The following is a 14,690-nucleotide window of genomic DNA, read 5'->3' on the forward strand; positions in this document are numbered from 1 at the left end:
AAACACTGTATGAGCGCGCCAAACGTAATTGGCGCTTTCCCTTGAACGTAGCGCCTCAGCCTCAGAGATTTGAAACATATGGCACTTCGCAACATCGCGATTATCGCTCACGTTGACCATGGCAAAACGACCTTGGTGGACGAGCTCCTGAAACAGTCCGGCTCGTTTCGTGAGAACCAGCGCGTTGCAGAACGCGTGATGGATTCCAACGACCTTGAAAAGGAGCGCGGCATCACCATTCTCGCCAAGGCGACCTCGGTCGAATGGAAAGGTGTCCGCATCAACATTGTCGACACCCCGGGCCACGCCGATTTCGGCGGCGAAGTTGAGCGCATTCTCTCGATGGTGGACGGCGCGATCGTGCTCGTCGACGCTTCGGAAGGTCCGATGCCGCAGACGAAGTTCGTTGTCGGCAAGGCGCTGAAGGTCGGTCTTCGTCCGATCGTCGCGATCAACAAGATCGACCGTCCGGACGGCCGCCACGAGGAAGTGATCAACGAAGTTTTCGACCTGTTTGCAAACCTCGACGCGACCGACGAACAGCTCGACTTCCCGATCCTTTACGGTTCTGGCCGTGACGGCTGGATGAACGTCAACCCGGAAGGTCCGAAGGATCAGGGTCTGGCACCGCTTCTCGACCTCGTGCTCGAGCATGTTCCGGAGCCGACCGTTCACGAAGGTCCGTTCACGATGATCGGCACAATCCTCGAAGCCAACCCCTTTCTCGGCCGTATCATCACCGGCCGCATCAATTCCGGTTCGATCAAGCCGAACCAGCCGGTCAAGGTTCTGCATGCCGACGGCAAGACGATCGAGACCGGCCGTATCTCCAAGATCCTCGCTTTCCGCGGTATCGAGCGTCAGCCGATCGAAGAGGCGCATGCAGGCGATATCATCGCGATCGCCGGCCTCTCGAAGGGCACGGTTGCCGATACTTTCTGCGACCCGTCGATCACCGAGCCGCTGCAGGCCCAGCCGATCGATCCGCCGACGGTCACCATGTCCTTCATCGTCAACGACAGCCCCTATGCCGGCACAGAAGGCGACAAGGTCACCTCGCGCGTCATCCGCGACCGTCTGTTCAAGGAAGCTGAAGGCAACGTTGCGCTGAAGATCGAAGAATCCTCCGAAAAGGATTCGTTCTTCGTATCCGGCCGCGGCGAATTGCAGCTTGCGGTTCTGATCGAGACGATGCGCCGCGAAGGCTTCGAGCTGGCCGTTTCGCGCCCGCGCGTCGTCATGCACAAGGACGAAGCAACGGGCGAGATGCTCGAGCCGATCGAAGAAGTCGTCATCGACGTCGATGAAGAGCATTCGGGCGTCGTGGTGCAGAAGATGTCGGAGCGCAAGGCCGAAATGGTCGAGCTGCGTCCCTCGGGCGGCAACCGCGTCCGTCTTGTCTTCTTCGCACCGACCCGCGGCCTGATCGGCTACCAGTCAGAACTGCTCACCGATACGCGCGGCACGGCCGTGATGAACCGCCTTTTCCACGACTATCAGCCGTACAAGGGTGAGATCGGCGGCCGCGTCAACGGCGTGCTGCTTGCCAACGACTCCGGTGAAGCTGTGGCCTATGCTCTCTTCAATCTTGAAGACCGCGGTCCGATGATCATCGACGCCGGCGAAAAGGTCTATGCCGGCATGATCATCGGCATTCACAGCAGAGACAACGACCTCGAAGTGAACGTGCTGAAGGGCAAGAAGCTGACGAACATACGCGCCGCCGGCAAGGACGAAGCCGTCAAGCTCACGCCGCCGATCCGCATGACGCTCGACCGCGCGCTGTCCTGGATCCAGGATGACGAACTGGTCGAAGTGACGCCGAAGTCGATCCGTCTGCGCAAGATGTATCTCGACCCGAACGAGCGTAAGCGTTTCGAAAAGGCACGCTACGCCTAAGCGATTCTAATTGCTGACATTTCAAACCCCGGCCTGGCGCCGGGGTTTTTTGTTGTGCGGCGCGCTGATTCCGTCTTGTGACAATCGTTAAAAAAGCGTTAAATTTTGCTCATCGTCCACATGTTAAGTCTGTGGGCAAACGGCCGAAACGCATCATCGCGTATGGTTAATTGCCTGCTGGAAGACCAGAGTAAGCGTTATGAAGACGTTGTCGATCGATGTCCGGCGGGCAGAACCGCATGATGCCCAAGCCATCTCCGAGGTGCATCGCCTTGCCTGGCAGCACACTTATGCCGGGATCATTCCGCATCGCGCTTTGACGCAGATGATTGAACGCCGGGGCGAGAACTGGTGGCGCAAGGCGACCCGCGGCCCGGCAACCCTCCTCGTTCTCGATGTCGCCGGCACGGTCGCAGGTTATGCCACACTTGGCCTCAATCGGGCCCGAGCGCTGCCGCAGGAAGGCGAGATCTACGAGCTCTATCTTCGTCCTGAGTATCAGGGCATTGGTCTTGGACGCATGCTGTTCGGCGAGGCTCGGCGGCTCCTGAAATCACTCGGCTGCAAGGGACTGGTGGTCTGGTGTCTGGAGGAGAACGAGAATGCCAGCCAGTTCTATCGCGGCCATGGCGGCATTGACTTTTGCGAAGGCATGGAAAGCTTCGACCACAGGCAGCTGAAGAAGATTGGCTTCATCTGGAACTGAAAAGCCAAGCCCCCGTCTTTTGAAACAGCGCTGCATCGCTTTGAAGCGGCTGCTGAAAATGGGCGCTCTCTCCTCGATAATGCAGACGAATCTTGAACATCCCAAACACGCAATGTTGCGTTGCGGGATGAAACGGACTATTTGGCTGCGAACAATTCACCTCGTGGGAGTTTTCGTATGCGCATCGACGCCATTTCCATCGGCAAGAATCCTCCGGAAGATGTCAACGTCATCGTTGAAGTTCCGGTCGGCGGTCACCCCATCAAGTATGAAATGGACAAGGAAGCCGGCACGCTGGTCGTCGACCGCTTCCTCTATACGCCGATGACCTATCCGGGCAACTACGGCTTCGTGCCGCACACGCTTTCGGAAGACGGCGATCCGATCGATGTCCTAATCGCCAGCACACGTCCGCTGGTTCCGGGCTGCGTCATCAATGTCCGCCCGATCGGCGTTCTGAAGATGGAAGACAATTCGGGCAAGGACGAGAAGATCATCGCCGTCCCGTCGCCGGCGCTTACGCTGCGCTACGAGAAGGTGAGGGACTACACCGACCTTCCGGAGATTACCTTGAAGCAGATCGAACACTTCTTCGAGCACTACAAGGATCTGGAACCCGGCAAGTGGGTGAAGATTTTCGGCTGGGGCGATTCGAAGGAAGCCGGTCAGCTGATCCTCGAAGCCGTTGAGCGCGCCAAGAAGGCGAAATAAGCCGCTATAAGTTCAGAAGCTTTTCGAGCCTTTCCATCAAGTCCTCCGGACCGCCATCGATCCGGAGGACTTTTTTGCGCGATGTATCGCCTGACATCAATTGGATCGAGGATTTCGGAATGCCGAGCGCCTTGGACAGAAGCGCGATCAGCGCCTTGTTGGCTTTTCCCTTCTCAGGAATCGCTGCGACACGGATCTTAATGTGGCACTCGCCTTCAGCATCGGCCTCGATGCCATCGATCGCGTCGCGCCCGCCATTCGGGGTCAACCGAACGGCGAGGCGTATATGATCATCGAATATCTTCCAAGCGGAGTTCACGCCACCAGCGGGAAGATCGTGTTCCACATCAGGGAGCGCAGGAAGAAGATAATCAGCAGCAGAATGATCGGCGAAATGTCGATACCGCCGAGATTCGGCAATAGCCGGCGAATCGGCCGCAGCAGCGGCTCGGTGACATTATAGAGGAACATGCCGACCGAATTGACGAACTGGTTCGAGGAATTGATGACGTTGAAGGCGTAAAGCCAGGAGAATATGGCACTCGCAATCAGCACCCAAGTATAAAGATTCAAAGCCAAATCAATGGTTTGAAAGAGGGCAATCATCGTGGTCTCCAGTTCGTTGCTGACAGACATGTATCTATTGGCGGCTAAACGGGCAAGTGCCGCGTGAAAACCCGCGGCGAATCATGCTTGGCGAACCCTGCCCGCACATGCGTCCGGCTTTTTCGCAGCAGATAACGAGCAGCGCAATGGGGAAGCAGCAGCGCTTGGTCTCAAGTGGATTGCTGCGCGCCTATGCGGACAGCGCAGCTATGGAGCCCGGTACGGCCTTTGCCGTCTTGCCTTCAAAGACGATATCGAGAAATTCGGTCAACCACGCCTTGAGCGGCGCATCGAAGAGCATGCGGCCCTCCAGATGTTCCCGTCCCTGCTGCGCGTTCGGCAGAATGAAGCGGTGGGCGCCGTGGACGACCCAGCGATGCATCATGACGCGGGTGAGCTCTGCGTGGAATTGCAGCGCCCAGGCGTTGCCGCTGTAGCGAAAGGCCTGGTTGGGATAGGTATCGCCTTCCGCAAGCAAATGGGCGCCGTGCGGCAGATCGAAGCCCTCGCGATGGAAATGGTAGACCATCTTAGGCCAGTGCATCAGCAACCGGCCCTTTTCGGTCGGACGGAGCGGATACCACCCGATTTCGGTCGAGCCGTCGGCATTCGACTGCACCTTGCCGCCAAGATGGCGCACCAGCATCTGCGCTCCAAGGCAGATGCCGAGGAACGGGCGGTTTTCCTTGAGTGGAATGTCCAGCCAGTTGATCTCGCTCTTTATGAATTCGTCTGGATCGTTTGCACTCATCGGCCCGCCGAAGACGACCGATCCGGCATGGTTCTCCAGCGTAGTGGGCAGCTTATCGCCCAGAACCGGGCGGCGGATGTCGAGGCTATAACCCTTGTCGGCCAGGAGCTGGCCGACGCGGCCGGGGCTGGAGCGTTCCTGGTGCAGGATGATCAGTATGGGGCGCTTGTCACGTTTGATGGGGCGGTCAATCGACATCGTCTTGAACCACCACCGTATCGGTCACGCGTGCGGCTGCCTCCTGACGCTTCTGGATTCGCTCGCGGGAGGAAACGCCCAAGAGATCGGCGATCCGCCAAATGACGTGGTCCTCCATCTCGCTGCGTTCGCCGTCGGCATAGACGATGTCCCAGAGAATGCCGATGAGTTCCAGCCGCTGCTCGGTATCGAGATGGCGTTTCAGGTCGGAGGTGAAGCGGTAATAGTCGACGGCGCTGCTCTCGGCTTCCTGGCCAGCCGCAATCACTGCCTCCAGCTGCTTTCCGTCAAGGCCGTATTGCTCCTTGAGCAGTTTGCGGAGCCGCTTCTTTTCGCTGTCCTTGATCTTACCATCCGCTTCCATCACCTGCATGCAGAGAGCGGCAACGGCAATGCGGGGATCGTCAGGGCTAAAACCCTTCTTGGGGTTGTTTGCAGTGAGATTTTGGAAGAATGCCTGAAAACGTTCGAACATGCGGATTTCGTTCCATTTCAGAAAAGGCGGAGTCGTGTCTTGGGTTCCGGTTCCGCCTTCATGTTGCGAACGCCAGGGTCGTCCGGCATTCCATAAAAGGGTTTCGGCTCTGGCTGTGCGGTAACCGGCTCTGGCTGTTTGGAAGCCGTCGCGGGCAGGACAGGCTTCGGCGCAGAAGCAGGAGCCGGCCGAGCGGCCTCGGCAATCGTTGCGGCGCGCTCCAGTTCAATGATGCGGTGATCGTTGGCCGGGCTTTCTGACCGTGTCTCGCGAACCGGCGGCAAGGTCTTCAGCGCGGCATCGATCAACACGGCGGAGCCGTCCTCGATTGGTCCCTCAAGCTGACCGAAGGGCGCCTTCCATTCGAAGGCGTCGAGACGGCCGGTGACGGGTGAGACGGGAAGCCATTTGTCGGAAACGAAGCCGTCGGCCACCCAGGCCGGATCGCGCGGCGCCTTCAGCGCCTGCGCCAGCCAGTGGCGTACACGGCCTTGGTCGCCGGTCTCTGCTTCCTCGATATCAGCAAGCAGCAGGAAGGCCGCTTCACGCGGCTGCATGCGCGCTGCCGCTTCGGCCTTGGCCCGGGCCTTGGCGAACTCCTGCGCATCGAGAGCCGCCTGTGCGACCACGAGCAGGGATTCGACATTGTTGGGGCGCAGGGCTTCCAGCCGTTCGGCTCGCTTCAGGCGATCGACGGTGGAATCGCCGCTTCGGGCAAGCACGTAAGTGCGGCCGATCTCGGGATGTGGCGCTGCCTTCCAGGCCTGCTCGAGGATCGAGGCGGCCTTGCGCAGCTTGTCCTCACGGAAAAGCGCCTTGGCGGCAATGATCGCAGCCGGTTCGAAATCGGCAATGAGCTTCAGCGCATGCATCGCGTCGTCGCGCGCACCGGCCGGATCGCCTTCCAGCTTGTCACTGGCGCGAGCCGTCAGCAGAACACCGCGCAAGCGTTCGGCATCCTGCTTTTCGACGACACGCGCGGCCTTCTGTCGCTCAAGAAGCAGGATGGCGTCGTCCCAGCGGCCGGCCTGGCTGCGGTATTCGAGCGTCGCCTGTGCTGCCCAGGGCAGATAGGGCGCGTTGTCGGCTGCCTTTTCGGCATATTGGCGTGCGGCCTCGTTGGCGCCGAGGCGTTTGGCCTCGAGATAGAGCCCGCGAAGGCCGAGTTCACGCGTTTCCGGATCGTTGGCCATCGCTTCGAACTTGGCACGGGCTTCGTCATGCCGGCCTTCGATCAAGGCCGCCTGTGCTTCGAGCAGATTGATCAGCGGCTCCTGATCGGCGCGGATGAGGCCGCGGGACCGGGCTGCCATCTTGCGGGCAAGCAGGGCATTGCCGGCGCCGGCGGCGATAAGGCCGGTCGAGAGGGCCTGATAGCCGCGATCACGCTTGCGGGCGCGAAAATAGCGCGTCACGGAATGGGGCGACGTCCAGACCGTGCGAACAAGCCACCAGGCGATCATGACAACGGCAATCAGTGCGATAAGGCCGCTTGCCGCGACGATGAGCTTTGCCTGATAAAGCTGGCCTTCCCACACCAGCGAGAGATCGCCGGGGCGATCGGCAAGCCAGGAGAAGCCGTAGCCGAGAACGACGACGAGGACGACGAAGACGACGAGACGGATCATCGATCAACCCTCCTTGCCGGCGCCGGAAATGGCCTTGGAGAGCGCACCACCCACCAGTTCCTCGACGCGGATGCGGGCTTCCAATGATTGTTTGAAGGCGGCGGAAGCCTGCTTTGCGTTCGAGGGCAAGTCGTTCCATTCGTTGGCAGCGCCCGGCAGGTCGCCGTTCTTCACCTTGTCTTCCATACGCGCCGCAATGGCCTCGACATTTTCGCCCTCGATGTTGCCGACAGGGCGCACGGTGACGAGCGACTTGGCACTCGCCATCAGCCGGTCCGACCAGCTCTGGTTCGGATCCGCTTGGTTGACGGATTGAACGATGGCGGTCGCGACGTCGGGAACCTGGCGGATCAGTTCGGCGCGCGAGGGTACGCCGGTTTCGGCGAAATTACGGAGGTCGGCGACGGCGGGGTCGTCTGGCGAAACGCCGGCGAAAGTATCGAGCTCGGCCATAAAAGGTCCGCCGCGGTCGATCGCTGCCTTGAGGGCCGCAGCGGCGATCGCCTGCGCAACGGCAACATCCTGGCGTGGTTCGTTGAGCTTCTTTTCGGCTTCCTCCAGGCGCTTGATAATGTCGGCGCCGCTCGACGCCCGCTCTTCGGAGGTTTGAGAAAGGGATGTGCGCAACTGTTCTAGCTGAGTGGCCATGTCCGCGACCTTCTGGTTCAGCGCGTCGACTTGCGGGGTGTCTACTTGCCCCGTCGCGGCAGGCGTCTTTGCCGCCGTTTCGAGAGCTGAGACACGCTTGTCGAGCGCATCGTCGCTGGTGTTCGGCGCTGCGGCGAGGCTGGCGATGGATTGCTTGAGGCCGTCGATTTCAGCCGAAAGCCTGGCGGTTTCATCCAGCGCGGTCTGGGGTGGGGAAGACGTCGGAAGGTAGCCGGCATATTGGATCACGCCAGCACCTAGCAGGGCAACGAGGCCGCCGAAAATACCGGCGGCAATCAGACCCGACGTCGTTCCGCCGCGCGGCTTTTGCCGGACGGGCTCGGGGTCCGTTGCCATTTCCGGCTGACTGGGCTCCCCCGAGATGGCGGCGTGCCCGGCCGTCTCCTCAGCCAATGGTTCTTTTTCCGGATCGATGGATGCCTCTAGGTCCGCTGTCGCTTTGTCTGCGTCGGGAGCGCCGGCGTCAGGGGCGCTTGCTTCGGATGTCTTCACGGTATCGGCTGCTGCCGCAATTTTCTGCGCTTCCAGATCGATCGTGACCGGCTCGTCGGCGTTTTTCGAATGACGTGGCGGATTTCCCGATACCATGCGTACCTCATTTTCCTGCATCGCAACGAAACTAGTCAGTGATGCCAGTTATGGAAAGAGGTTAGATCAAATTTGGGCGCGTAAGGCCTTCAAAGAAGCGACAGAAGGCTTCCCTCATCCGGCAATGCTGCGATGCGAAGATTTCTGCAAAGTGAAGCCGGGACTGCCGCGGCAACGGATGTGCTGAGGCAAAGGATGAGGGCCTGATTGAGCCAGCCGGGCTCCGATTGGGCCTCGACGAGACGGAAAAAACGGGCTGCGGTCTGGCGGGAGTAAAGGAGAATGGCCCCCGGCGGCGGGATCAATGCTTCTCGCAGGGCCTCCGGCTCAGGTTCTCTTGGCTGCATCCGATAACACTGGACGACATCGACCTTCAGTCCCAGCGCCTGTGCGCTGCGCTCGAACGTCTCTGCGCGGGGCGAACCGGCGAGATAGGTGACAGATTCCTGCGTCTGCTGCGCGATCAGCTCCGCCAGTTGCGCACCGTCGCCCGCCGAGGCTAAGACCGAAGCAAATCCCACCCCTTTGGCTTCGTTTGCGCTCGCTTTGCCAACGGCGAACACCGGCCGGCGGCGATAAGGCTTGAGGTCTGTTCCTGACGAGGCCAGCGCACGGACAGCTTCCGCGCTTGTAATGGCGATAGGGCCGTGGCTCCTTGCCAACGCATCCATAGCGGTCTGGCCATCATGCATGGGCTGCGAGAGCGGCAGCAATACCGGCTCATGCCCCATGCCGCGTAACCTTTTGGCGGTTCGCTCCCCCGAACGCAGCGGACGGGTGACGAGCACACGCATCGTGCGTCAGCTCCAGTCGTCGAAGAAGCTGCTGCCGGCGCGGGCGCGGATGTCTTGTCCGGCGCGGGTGCCGAGCGCTGCGGCATCGCGCCGATTGCCATCGATGGTGACCGAGTGCTGGTTGCGACCATCCGGCGTGATGATCAGGCCTGAGAATTTGAGCCGATCGCCTTCGCAAATCGCATATCCGCCGATCGGCGTGCGGCAGGAGCCGTCGAGCGCCGCAAGGAAAGCGCGCTCACACGAGACGGCGTCGTGGGTCGCCGGGTCGTTGATGGCGGCCAACAGATCATCGGTGCGCTGATCGCCAATACGGCTTTCGATGCAGATCGCGCCTTGCGCGGGAGCCGGCGGGAAGGTGTCGGGATCGAGAATGTCGGTAATCACCTCGACCTTGCCAAGACGCTTCAGGCCCGCGAGCGCCAACAGCGTCGCATCGACCTGGCCTTCATCCAGCTTGCGCAGGCGGGTTTCCACAGCCCCCCGGAAGGTTATCACTTTGATATCCGGCCGCATGCGGCGGATCAGAGCCTGGCGGCGCAGCGATGCCGACCCGACCGTTGCGCCATGCGGCAGCTCGATCAGTTTTGGCGCCGTGCGGCCGATTACCGCATCGCGGATGTCTTCGCGCGGCAGATAGGCGGAGAGATGAAGCCCTTCCGGCAAAACCGTCGGCATGTCCTTGGCGGAATGGACGGCGAAATCGAGGTCGCCGCTTGCAAGCTTTTCTTCCAGTTCCTGGGTGAAAAGACCCTTACCGCCGATCTCGGCAAGCGGACGGTCGGTAATGCGGTCGCCTTTCGTCGTCAGCACAACGATCTCGAACATTTCCTCCGGCATTCCGTGCGCTGCCATCAGCCGATCGCGCGCTTCGTGAGCCTGAGCAAGGGCCAGCGGGCTGCCCCGTGTTCCGATCCGGAAAGGTTTTGTTTGCATCCGCTTCGATCCGTTGTTACCGGAAGTTCTCGTAACCGGGTTTTACACCCATCGCAATCAACGACAGGCTTCATGGCTCCCTTTCTACGCATCCTCGGCATCGAAACAAGCTGCGACGAGACTGCCGCGGCTGTCGTCGAACGCGATGCGGACGGGCGTTCGAAGGTGCTTTCCGACGTCGTCTTGAGCCAATTGGACGAGCATAGCGCCTATGGTGGCGTGGTGCCAGAGATAGCCGCGCGTGCCCATGTCGAGGCACTCGATACGCTGATCGACGAGGCGTTGCAGCGCGCCAATGTGTCGCTCTGCGAAGTCGATGCGATTGCTGCGACCTCCGGACCGGGATTGATCGGCGGGTTGCTCGTCGGCCTGATGACCGGCAAGGCGATCGCCAAGGCCGCCGGCAAGCCGCTTTATGCCGTAAACCATCTCGAAGGCCATGCGCTGACGGCGCGGCTAACGGACGGGCTTTCCTTTCCCTACCTGATGCTGCTTGTGTCGGGTGGTCATACGCAGCTCATCCTCGTGCGCGGCATTGGCCAATACGAACGCTGGGGAACGACGATCGACGATGCGCTTGGCGAGGCCTTCGACAAGACGGCGAAGCTGCTCGGGCTGCCTTATCCCGGCGGACCCCAGGTGGAGGAGGTAGCGAAGACGGGTAACCCGGACCGCTTCGATTTCCCGCGGCCGCTCGTCGGTGAAGCGCGGCTCGATTTCTCCTTTTCGGGCTTGAAGACGGCGGTCCGGCAGACCGCGACGGATATCGCACCGCTGACGGAGCAAGATGTCGCCGATATCTGCGCTTCATTTCAGAGGGCGATTTCGAGGACTCTGAAGGATCGCATCGGCCGTGGATTACAGCGCTTCACGGCGGAGTTTCCGCATCTAAACGAGCAGCCGGCCCTGGTGGTCGCGGGCGGCGTCGCCGCCAACCTCGAAGTACGCGCCACGCTACAGGCGCTCTGTGATAAATACGCCTTCCGCTTCATCGCGCCGCCGCTGAGATTGTGCACCGACAATGCAGTGATGATCGCCTGGGCTGGCCTCGAGCGCATGGCGACAGGCGTTGCGCCGGATGATCTCGATGTGCAGCCGCGCTCGCGCTGGCCGTTGGATTCGAATGCGGAAGCGCTGATCAGCTACGGAAAGCGGGGAGCAAAGGCATGAGCGAACGGATTGCCATCGTTGGCGCGGGCGCTTTCGGAACGGCGCTTGCCGCAGTCATTGCGCTCACCGGCCGCAGCCGGGTCACTCTCGTCGGCCGCGACCCTGCGCTGATGGCCGATCTGAAGGCCGAACGGCTGCATGATGCGGTTCTTCCCGGCATTGAGCTGCCGGAAGCACTGGAATTCTCGGCAGAAGCCGATTCGATCGACGATGCCGATGTCGTGCTTTTCGCCATGCCGTCGCAGGCGCAGGCGGATGCGGCCCGGCAGTATGGCCCTTACCTCGCCAGGGACGCGATCGTCGTAACCTGTGCCAAGGGCATCGAGCGGGCGACCGGCAATTTGTTGACAGACATGCTGGAGCGCGAATTGCCGCAGCATCGCGTCGCGGTGCTTTCGGGGCCGGGTTTTGCATCCGACATCGCCAAAGGACTGCCGACCGCTATGGTAATTGCGGCATCGGACGTGGCTGTTGCCGAGCGGCTGGCGCAGGCGATTTCGGGCAGGACCTTCCGGCTCTATCCGTCGTCCGACCGTATCGGCGTGCAGCTTGGTGGTGCGCTGAAGAATGTATTGGCGATCGCCTGTGGTATCGTCGAAGGCTGCGGCATCGGCGATTCTGCGCGCGCAGCGCTGATCGCGCGCGGGCTGGCGGAAATGTCGCGCCTCGTCGTTGCCAAGGGCGGGCAGGCAGATACGGTGCGCGGGCTTTCCGGGCTGGGCGATCTTGTCCTGACGGCGACGAGCCATCAGTCGCGCAACTTGCGCTTCGGCATTGCGCTTGGCCGCGGCGAAAAGGCCGATCCTTTGCAAGGCGAATTGGTGGAAGGTGCCTTTGCGGCGGCCGTCGCCTCGCGGCTGGCGGAAGAGCTCGGCATCGGGATGCCGATCACGGACGCCGTCTCGGCGATCATCGAAGGTAAACTCAGCATCACCGAGGCAATCGACCAATTGATGACACGTCCGATTACGACCGAATAGGAGACAGACATGCTATTTGCCCTTCTCTGCAAGGACAAGCCGGGGCACCTCAACACACGCATGGAAACGCGCGCGGCGCATTTGGAATATCTGAACAAGCTGAATGCCGAAGGCGCGCTCACCATGGCCGGACCGTTCCTCGACGGTGAAGGCAAGCCCTGCGGCAGCTTGGTCATGGTAAAGGCCGATACGGCGGAAGCAGCCAAGGCATTCGCCGATGCCGATCCCTATGCGAAGGCAGGACTTTTCGAGAGTGTCGAGATCAAGCCCTTCAACTGGGTCTTCAACAATCCGGAGGCATAAGGATGGCCCATTGGCTCTATAAATCCGAACCTTCCTCCTGGTCCTGGGAGCAGCAGAAGGCCGCAGGCGAAAAAGGTACGGAGTGGACGGGCGTCCGCAATTATCTCGCTCGCAACAACATGCGCGCCATGCAGATCGGCGACAAAGGCTTCTTCTACCACTCGAATGACGGCCTGGAGATCGTCGGCATCGTCGAGGTCTGCACGTTGTCGCATCCCGATTCGACGGCGAAGGGTGACGATCGCTGGGATTGCGTCGATATCCGCGCTGTGTGCGATATGCCCAAGCCCGTGACGCTGAAGGATGTCAAGGCGAATGAGAAACTTTCGAAGATGGCGCTTGTGACCTCGATGCGCCTTTCGGTCCAGCCGGTGACAGATGACGAGTGGCTCGAAGTCTGCCGCATGGGTGGCCTCGACAATCTGCCGCGCTGACCGCATTGAAGACCGACCCGGAAATCTTCATCCGCGCCAATACGAAACTGATCACGCCGCCGCACGTGCCGGAAATCCGGTTGCACCTGGCGAACGAAGCGCATGAGCTTTGGCTTAAGACGGAGGAGGAACTGGCGGAGATCGGCCTGCCGCCGCCGTTCTGGGCCTTTGCCTGGGCGGGTGGACAGGGACTTGCGCGATATATTCTCGATCATCCGGAGAAGGTGCGGACTAAGCGCGTTTTCGACTTCGCAACAGGTTCGGGGATCGTCGCGATCGCGGCGAAGATGGCGGGTGCGGTGGCGGTAAAGGCGGCTGATATCGATCCATGGGCTGAAACGGCCGTGCGGCTTAATGCTGCTGCCAATGGGGTCTCGGTCGATTTCAGCGGCGCCGATTTCGTCGGCAAGCCCGTCCATGCCGATATCGTCCTGGCGGGCGACGTGTTCTATGACCGCGTCTTTGCGGACGCCCTCGTTCCGTGGTTCGACCGGCTGGCCAGCGAAGGCAAGGAGGTTCTGGTCGGCGATCCGGGACGGGCCTATTTGCCCAAGGAGCGGCTGGAGTTTTGCGCCATCTACGAAGTGCCGGTAACGCGGGCGCTCGAAGACAGCGAGAACAAAAAGACGACAGTCTGGCGGTTCAAGGCCTGATGACGCAGACGCCGGCCTCGTAGCTGCAAGGATCGGCCTGCACGGCAACGTCGATCACTTTGGACCTGGGTGCGAGCGGATCGACCTGCGGCGCACCGTAAAGTGCATAACCGTTCGCCCCGAAATAGGTGCCGCCTTCCGTTTGGTAAGCATAGGAGCCAGCGTAGGTGCCATTGTAATCATAGGGGAGAGGCCGTGGCGATCCGGCGATAGCGCTGCGGATGCGGTAGCCGTTCGATGACGGGGAGAAATCCTTGAGGCGAACATAACGGCTATGGCCGTGGCCATGAGGGCGATGATGACCGCCGAACCAGGGTTTGATGGTGTTTGCCCACTTGGCGTTGTTTACCCACTTGGCGTTGTTTGCCCAATGAGTCACGCCACGATGATGCCCAGCACGCTCGCCCGCCGTGGCAGGAAGCGCAATCAGGGCACACAACACCAGCGGAAAGACTTTCGACATACGCTGGAACATCAGACGCAACCTCCGGAAATCCGATCGTTAACAAATCGTTAACGCCAGCTTGCGTCAAAACTACCTATGTGTCCACTTGAGCGATGAAAAATCAGCATAAAATTTGATCCGCAAAACCCAGTTTCGATTTCCGGCAACTTCCCGGTAACGCGAATCGATTAAATTAAAAACAGACAGCAATTGTGCTTGTCGTCGGGGGCTTCGGTGATTAAACGTCGCCGGTGATGCAATGCACACAGACAAATTTGTCATTCCTGTGGTTGCCTCGAAATGCTCCGAAATCCGGGAGCGCAAGACGCCGCGAGGTTCTGATGGCGAATGTGACAAATAACCGGCCTCTGTCGCCGCATTTGCAAGTTTATAAACTAATTCCGACCATGGTCATGTCGATCGTCCATCGTATCACAGGGGCTGCTCTTTATTTCGGCACGCTGCTGATCGCCTGGTGGCTGATCGCGGCTGCGACCGGTCAGGCTTATTACGACTGGGTGAATTGGGTGCTCGGCAGCATCATCGGCAAGGTCGTGCTGCTTGGTTACACCTGGGCACTGCTTCATCACATGCTCGGCGGCCTGCGCCACCTGCTGTGGGACCTCGGCCATGGTTTCGAGAAGGAATTCTCCACCAAGCTCGCCATCGCCAACATCATCGGATCGCTCTGTCTTACCGTGCTGGTTTGGGTGATCGGCTTTATCATTCGCTTCTGAGGTCGCT

General features: G+C 60.5%; 18 protein-coding genes. 9 read left to right on the top strand and 9 right to left on the bottom strand.

Annotation, left to right across the window (positions count from 1 at the left end; genetic code table 11):
* The first annotated feature begins 78 nt into the window (after positions 1 to 78).
* The 3 genes from typA to ppa all read left to right on the top strand — a co-directional run bounded on the left by typA (position 79) and on the right by ppa (position 3,316).
* Positions 79 to 1,899, top strand: coding sequence for a translational GTPase TypA (typA, locus tag A3C3_RS0125405; protein ID WP_022717387.1), 1,821 nt, complete (start codon positions 79 to 81; stop codon positions 1,897 to 1,899).
* Positions 1,900 to 2,098: 199 nt separating this feature from the next.
* On the top strand, positions 2,099 to 2,605 hold the full coding sequence (locus A3C3_RS0125410) for a GNAT family N-acetyltransferase (protein WP_022717388.1): 507 nt from the start codon (positions 2,099 to 2,101) through the stop codon (positions 2,603 to 2,605).
* A 177-nt stretch (positions 2,606 to 2,782) separates the two neighbouring features.
* Positions 2,783 to 3,316, top strand: coding sequence for an inorganic diphosphatase (gene ppa / locus A3C3_RS0125415; RefSeq protein ID WP_022717389.1), 534 nt, complete (start codon positions 2,783 to 2,785; stop codon positions 3,314 to 3,316).
* Positions 3,317 to 3,320: 4 nt separating this feature from the next.
* On the opposite strand, the gene A3C3_RS0125420 is transcribed toward ppa, so the two are convergent.
* The 8 genes from A3C3_RS0125420 to hemC form a co-directional block, all read right to left on the bottom strand.
* The gene (locus A3C3_RS0125420) at positions 3,321 to 3,635 is read right to left on the bottom strand and encodes a DUF167 domain-containing protein (RefSeq protein ID WP_022717390.1); all 315 of its coding nucleotides are present in this window, start codon (positions 3,633 to 3,635) and stop codon (positions 3,321 to 3,323) included.
* A complete protein-coding gene (locus A3C3_RS0125425) occupies positions 3,632 to 3,922 on the bottom strand; it encodes a YggT family protein (RefSeq protein WP_028739981.1) in 291 nt (96 codons plus the stop codon). The genes A3C3_RS0125420 and A3C3_RS0125425 overlap by 4 nt, the downstream gene beginning before the upstream one ends.
* 190 nt (positions 3,923 to 4,112) lie before the next feature.
* A complete protein-coding gene (locus A3C3_RS0125430; RefSeq protein WP_022717392.1) occupies positions 4,113 to 4,871 on the bottom strand; it encodes a glutamine amidotransferase in 759 nt (252 codons plus the stop codon).
* Complete coding sequence (locus A3C3_RS0125435; RefSeq protein WP_022717393.1) at positions 4,861 to 5,346, bottom strand: tellurite resistance TerB family protein; 486 nt, start codon at positions 5,344 to 5,346, stop codon at positions 4,861 to 4,863. The genes A3C3_RS0125430 and A3C3_RS0125435 overlap by 11 nt, the downstream gene beginning before the upstream one ends.
* Positions 5,347 to 5,363: 17 nt before the next feature.
* Positions 5,364 to 6,974 (bottom strand): heme biosynthesis protein HemY, encoded by a 1,611-nt coding sequence (locus A3C3_RS0125440; protein ID WP_022717394.1) that lies wholly within the window; start codon positions 6,972 to 6,974, stop codon positions 5,364 to 5,366.
* 3 nt (positions 6,975 to 6,977) lie between these two features.
* Complete coding sequence (locus A3C3_RS0125445; protein WP_028739982.1) at positions 6,978 to 8,252, bottom strand: COG4223 family protein; 1,275 nt, start codon at positions 8,250 to 8,252, stop codon at positions 6,978 to 6,980.
* A 68-nt stretch (positions 8,253 to 8,320) separates the two neighbouring features.
* Complete coding sequence (locus A3C3_RS0125450) at positions 8,321 to 9,025, bottom strand: uroporphyrinogen-III synthase (protein WP_022717396.1); 705 nt, start codon at positions 9,023 to 9,025, stop codon at positions 8,321 to 8,323.
* 6 nt (positions 9,026 to 9,031) lie between these two features.
* Positions 9,032 to 9,961, bottom strand: coding sequence for a hydroxymethylbilane synthase (gene hemC, locus A3C3_RS0125455; RefSeq protein ID WP_022717397.1), 930 nt, complete (start codon positions 9,959 to 9,961; stop codon positions 9,032 to 9,034).
* A 72-nt stretch (positions 9,962 to 10,033) separates the two neighbouring features.
* On the opposite strand from hemC, the gene tsaD reads away from it, so the two are divergent.
* From tsaD to A3C3_RS0125480, 5 genes are read left to right on the top strand one after another with little or no spacing between them, the layout of a single operon-like run.
* Positions 10,034 to 11,131, top strand: coding sequence for a tRNA (adenosine(37)-N6)-threonylcarbamoyltransferase complex transferase subunit TsaD (gene tsaD, locus A3C3_RS0125460; protein WP_022717398.1), 1,098 nt, complete (start codon positions 10,034 to 10,036; stop codon positions 11,129 to 11,131).
* The gene (locus A3C3_RS0125465; RefSeq protein WP_022717399.1) at positions 11,128 to 12,111 is read left to right on the top strand and encodes an NAD(P)H-dependent glycerol-3-phosphate dehydrogenase; all 984 of its coding nucleotides are present in this window, start codon (positions 11,128 to 11,130) and stop codon (positions 12,109 to 12,111) included. Before tsaD ends, A3C3_RS0125465 begins: the two co-directional genes overlap by 4 nt.
* 9 nt (positions 12,112 to 12,120) lie before the next feature.
* A complete protein-coding gene (locus tag A3C3_RS0125470) occupies positions 12,121 to 12,414 on the top strand; it encodes a YciI-like protein (RefSeq protein ID WP_022717400.1) in 294 nt (97 codons plus the stop codon).
* Between the two features lie 2 nt (positions 12,415 to 12,416).
* Entirely contained in the window at positions 12,417 to 12,848 is a 432-nt protein-coding gene (locus A3C3_RS0125475; protein ID WP_022717401.1) for an EVE domain-containing protein, read from the top strand.
* Between the two features lie 5 nt (positions 12,849 to 12,853).
* Positions 12,854 to 13,501, top strand: coding sequence for a class I SAM-dependent methyltransferase (locus A3C3_RS0125480; RefSeq protein ID WP_022717402.1), 648 nt, complete (start codon positions 12,854 to 12,856; stop codon positions 13,499 to 13,501).
* Here the strand turns inward: A3C3_RS0125480 and A3C3_RS0125485 are convergent.
* Positions 13,491 to 13,976, bottom strand: coding sequence for a hypothetical protein (locus A3C3_RS0125485; protein WP_022717403.1), 486 nt, complete (start codon positions 13,974 to 13,976; stop codon positions 13,491 to 13,493). The genes A3C3_RS0125480 and A3C3_RS0125485 overlap by 11 nt on opposite strands.
* A 311-nt stretch (positions 13,977 to 14,287) precedes the next feature.
* On the opposite strand from A3C3_RS0125485, the gene sdhC reads away from it, so the two are divergent.
* On the top strand, positions 14,288 to 14,683 hold the full coding sequence (gene sdhC / locus A3C3_RS0125490) for a succinate dehydrogenase, cytochrome b556 subunit (protein ID WP_022717404.1): 396 nt from the start codon (positions 14,288 to 14,290) through the stop codon (positions 14,681 to 14,683).
* The last annotated feature ends 7 nt before the right edge of the window (positions 14,684 to 14,690 follow it).

This window comes from Rhizobium mongolense USDA 1844 (assembly GCF_000419765.1).
Taxonomy (GTDB): Bacteria; Pseudomonadota; Alphaproteobacteria; order Rhizobiales; family Rhizobiaceae; genus Rhizobium; species Rhizobium mongolense.

Bases quoted from the DNA above. Each gene is read 5' to 3' on its own strand.
- typA (WP_022717387.1), top strand. From the start codon at position 79: ATGGCACTTCGCAACATCGCGATTATCGCTCACGTTGACCATGGCAAA.
- A3C3_RS0125410 (WP_022717388.1), top strand. From the start codon at position 2,099: ATGAAGACGTTGTCGATCGATGTCCGGCGGGCAGAACCGCATGATGCC.
- ppa (WP_022717389.1), top strand. From the start codon at position 2,783: ATGCGCATCGACGCCATTTCCATCGGCAAGAATCCTCCGGAAGATGTC.
- A3C3_RS0125425 (WP_028739981.1), bottom strand. From the start codon at position 3,922: ATGATTGCCCTCTTTCAAACCATTGATTTGGCTTTGAATCTTTATACT.
- A3C3_RS0125430 (WP_022717392.1), bottom strand. From the start codon at position 4,871: ATGTCGATTGACCGCCCCATCAAACGTGACAAGCGCCCCATACTGATC.
- A3C3_RS0125435 (WP_022717393.1), bottom strand. From the start codon at position 5,346: ATGTTCGAACGTTTTCAGGCATTCTTCCAAAATCTCACTGCAAACAAC.
- A3C3_RS0125440 (WP_022717394.1), bottom strand. From the start codon at position 6,974: ATGATCCGTCTCGTCGTCTTCGTCGTCCTCGTCGTCGTTCTCGGCTAC.
- A3C3_RS0125445 (WP_028739982.1), bottom strand. From the start codon at position 8,252: ATGCAGGAAAATGAGGTACGCATGGTATCGGGAAATCCGCCACGTCAT.
- A3C3_RS0125450 (WP_022717396.1), bottom strand. From the start codon at position 9,025: ATGCGTGTGCTCGTCACCCGTCCGCTGCGTTCGGGGGAGCGAACCGCC.
- hemC (WP_022717397.1), bottom strand. From the start codon at position 9,961: ATGCAAACAAAACCTTTCCGGATCGGAACACGGGGCAGCCCGCTGGCC.
- tsaD (WP_022717398.1), top strand. From the start codon at position 10,034: ATGGCTCCCTTTCTACGCATCCTCGGCATCGAAACAAGCTGCGACGAG.
- A3C3_RS0125465 (WP_022717399.1), top strand. From the start codon at position 11,128: ATGAGCGAACGGATTGCCATCGTTGGCGCGGGCGCTTTCGGAACGGCG.
- A3C3_RS0125470 (WP_022717400.1), top strand. From the start codon at position 12,121: ATGCTATTTGCCCTTCTCTGCAAGGACAAGCCGGGGCACCTCAACACA.
- A3C3_RS0125475 (WP_022717401.1), top strand. From the start codon at position 12,417: ATGGCCCATTGGCTCTATAAATCCGAACCTTCCTCCTGGTCCTGGGAG.
- A3C3_RS0125485 (WP_022717403.1), bottom strand. From the start codon at position 13,976: ATGTTCCAGCGTATGTCGAAAGTCTTTCCGCTGGTGTTGTGTGCCCTG.
- sdhC (WP_022717404.1), top strand. From the start codon at position 14,288: ATGGCGAATGTGACAAATAACCGGCCTCTGTCGCCGCATTTGCAAGTT.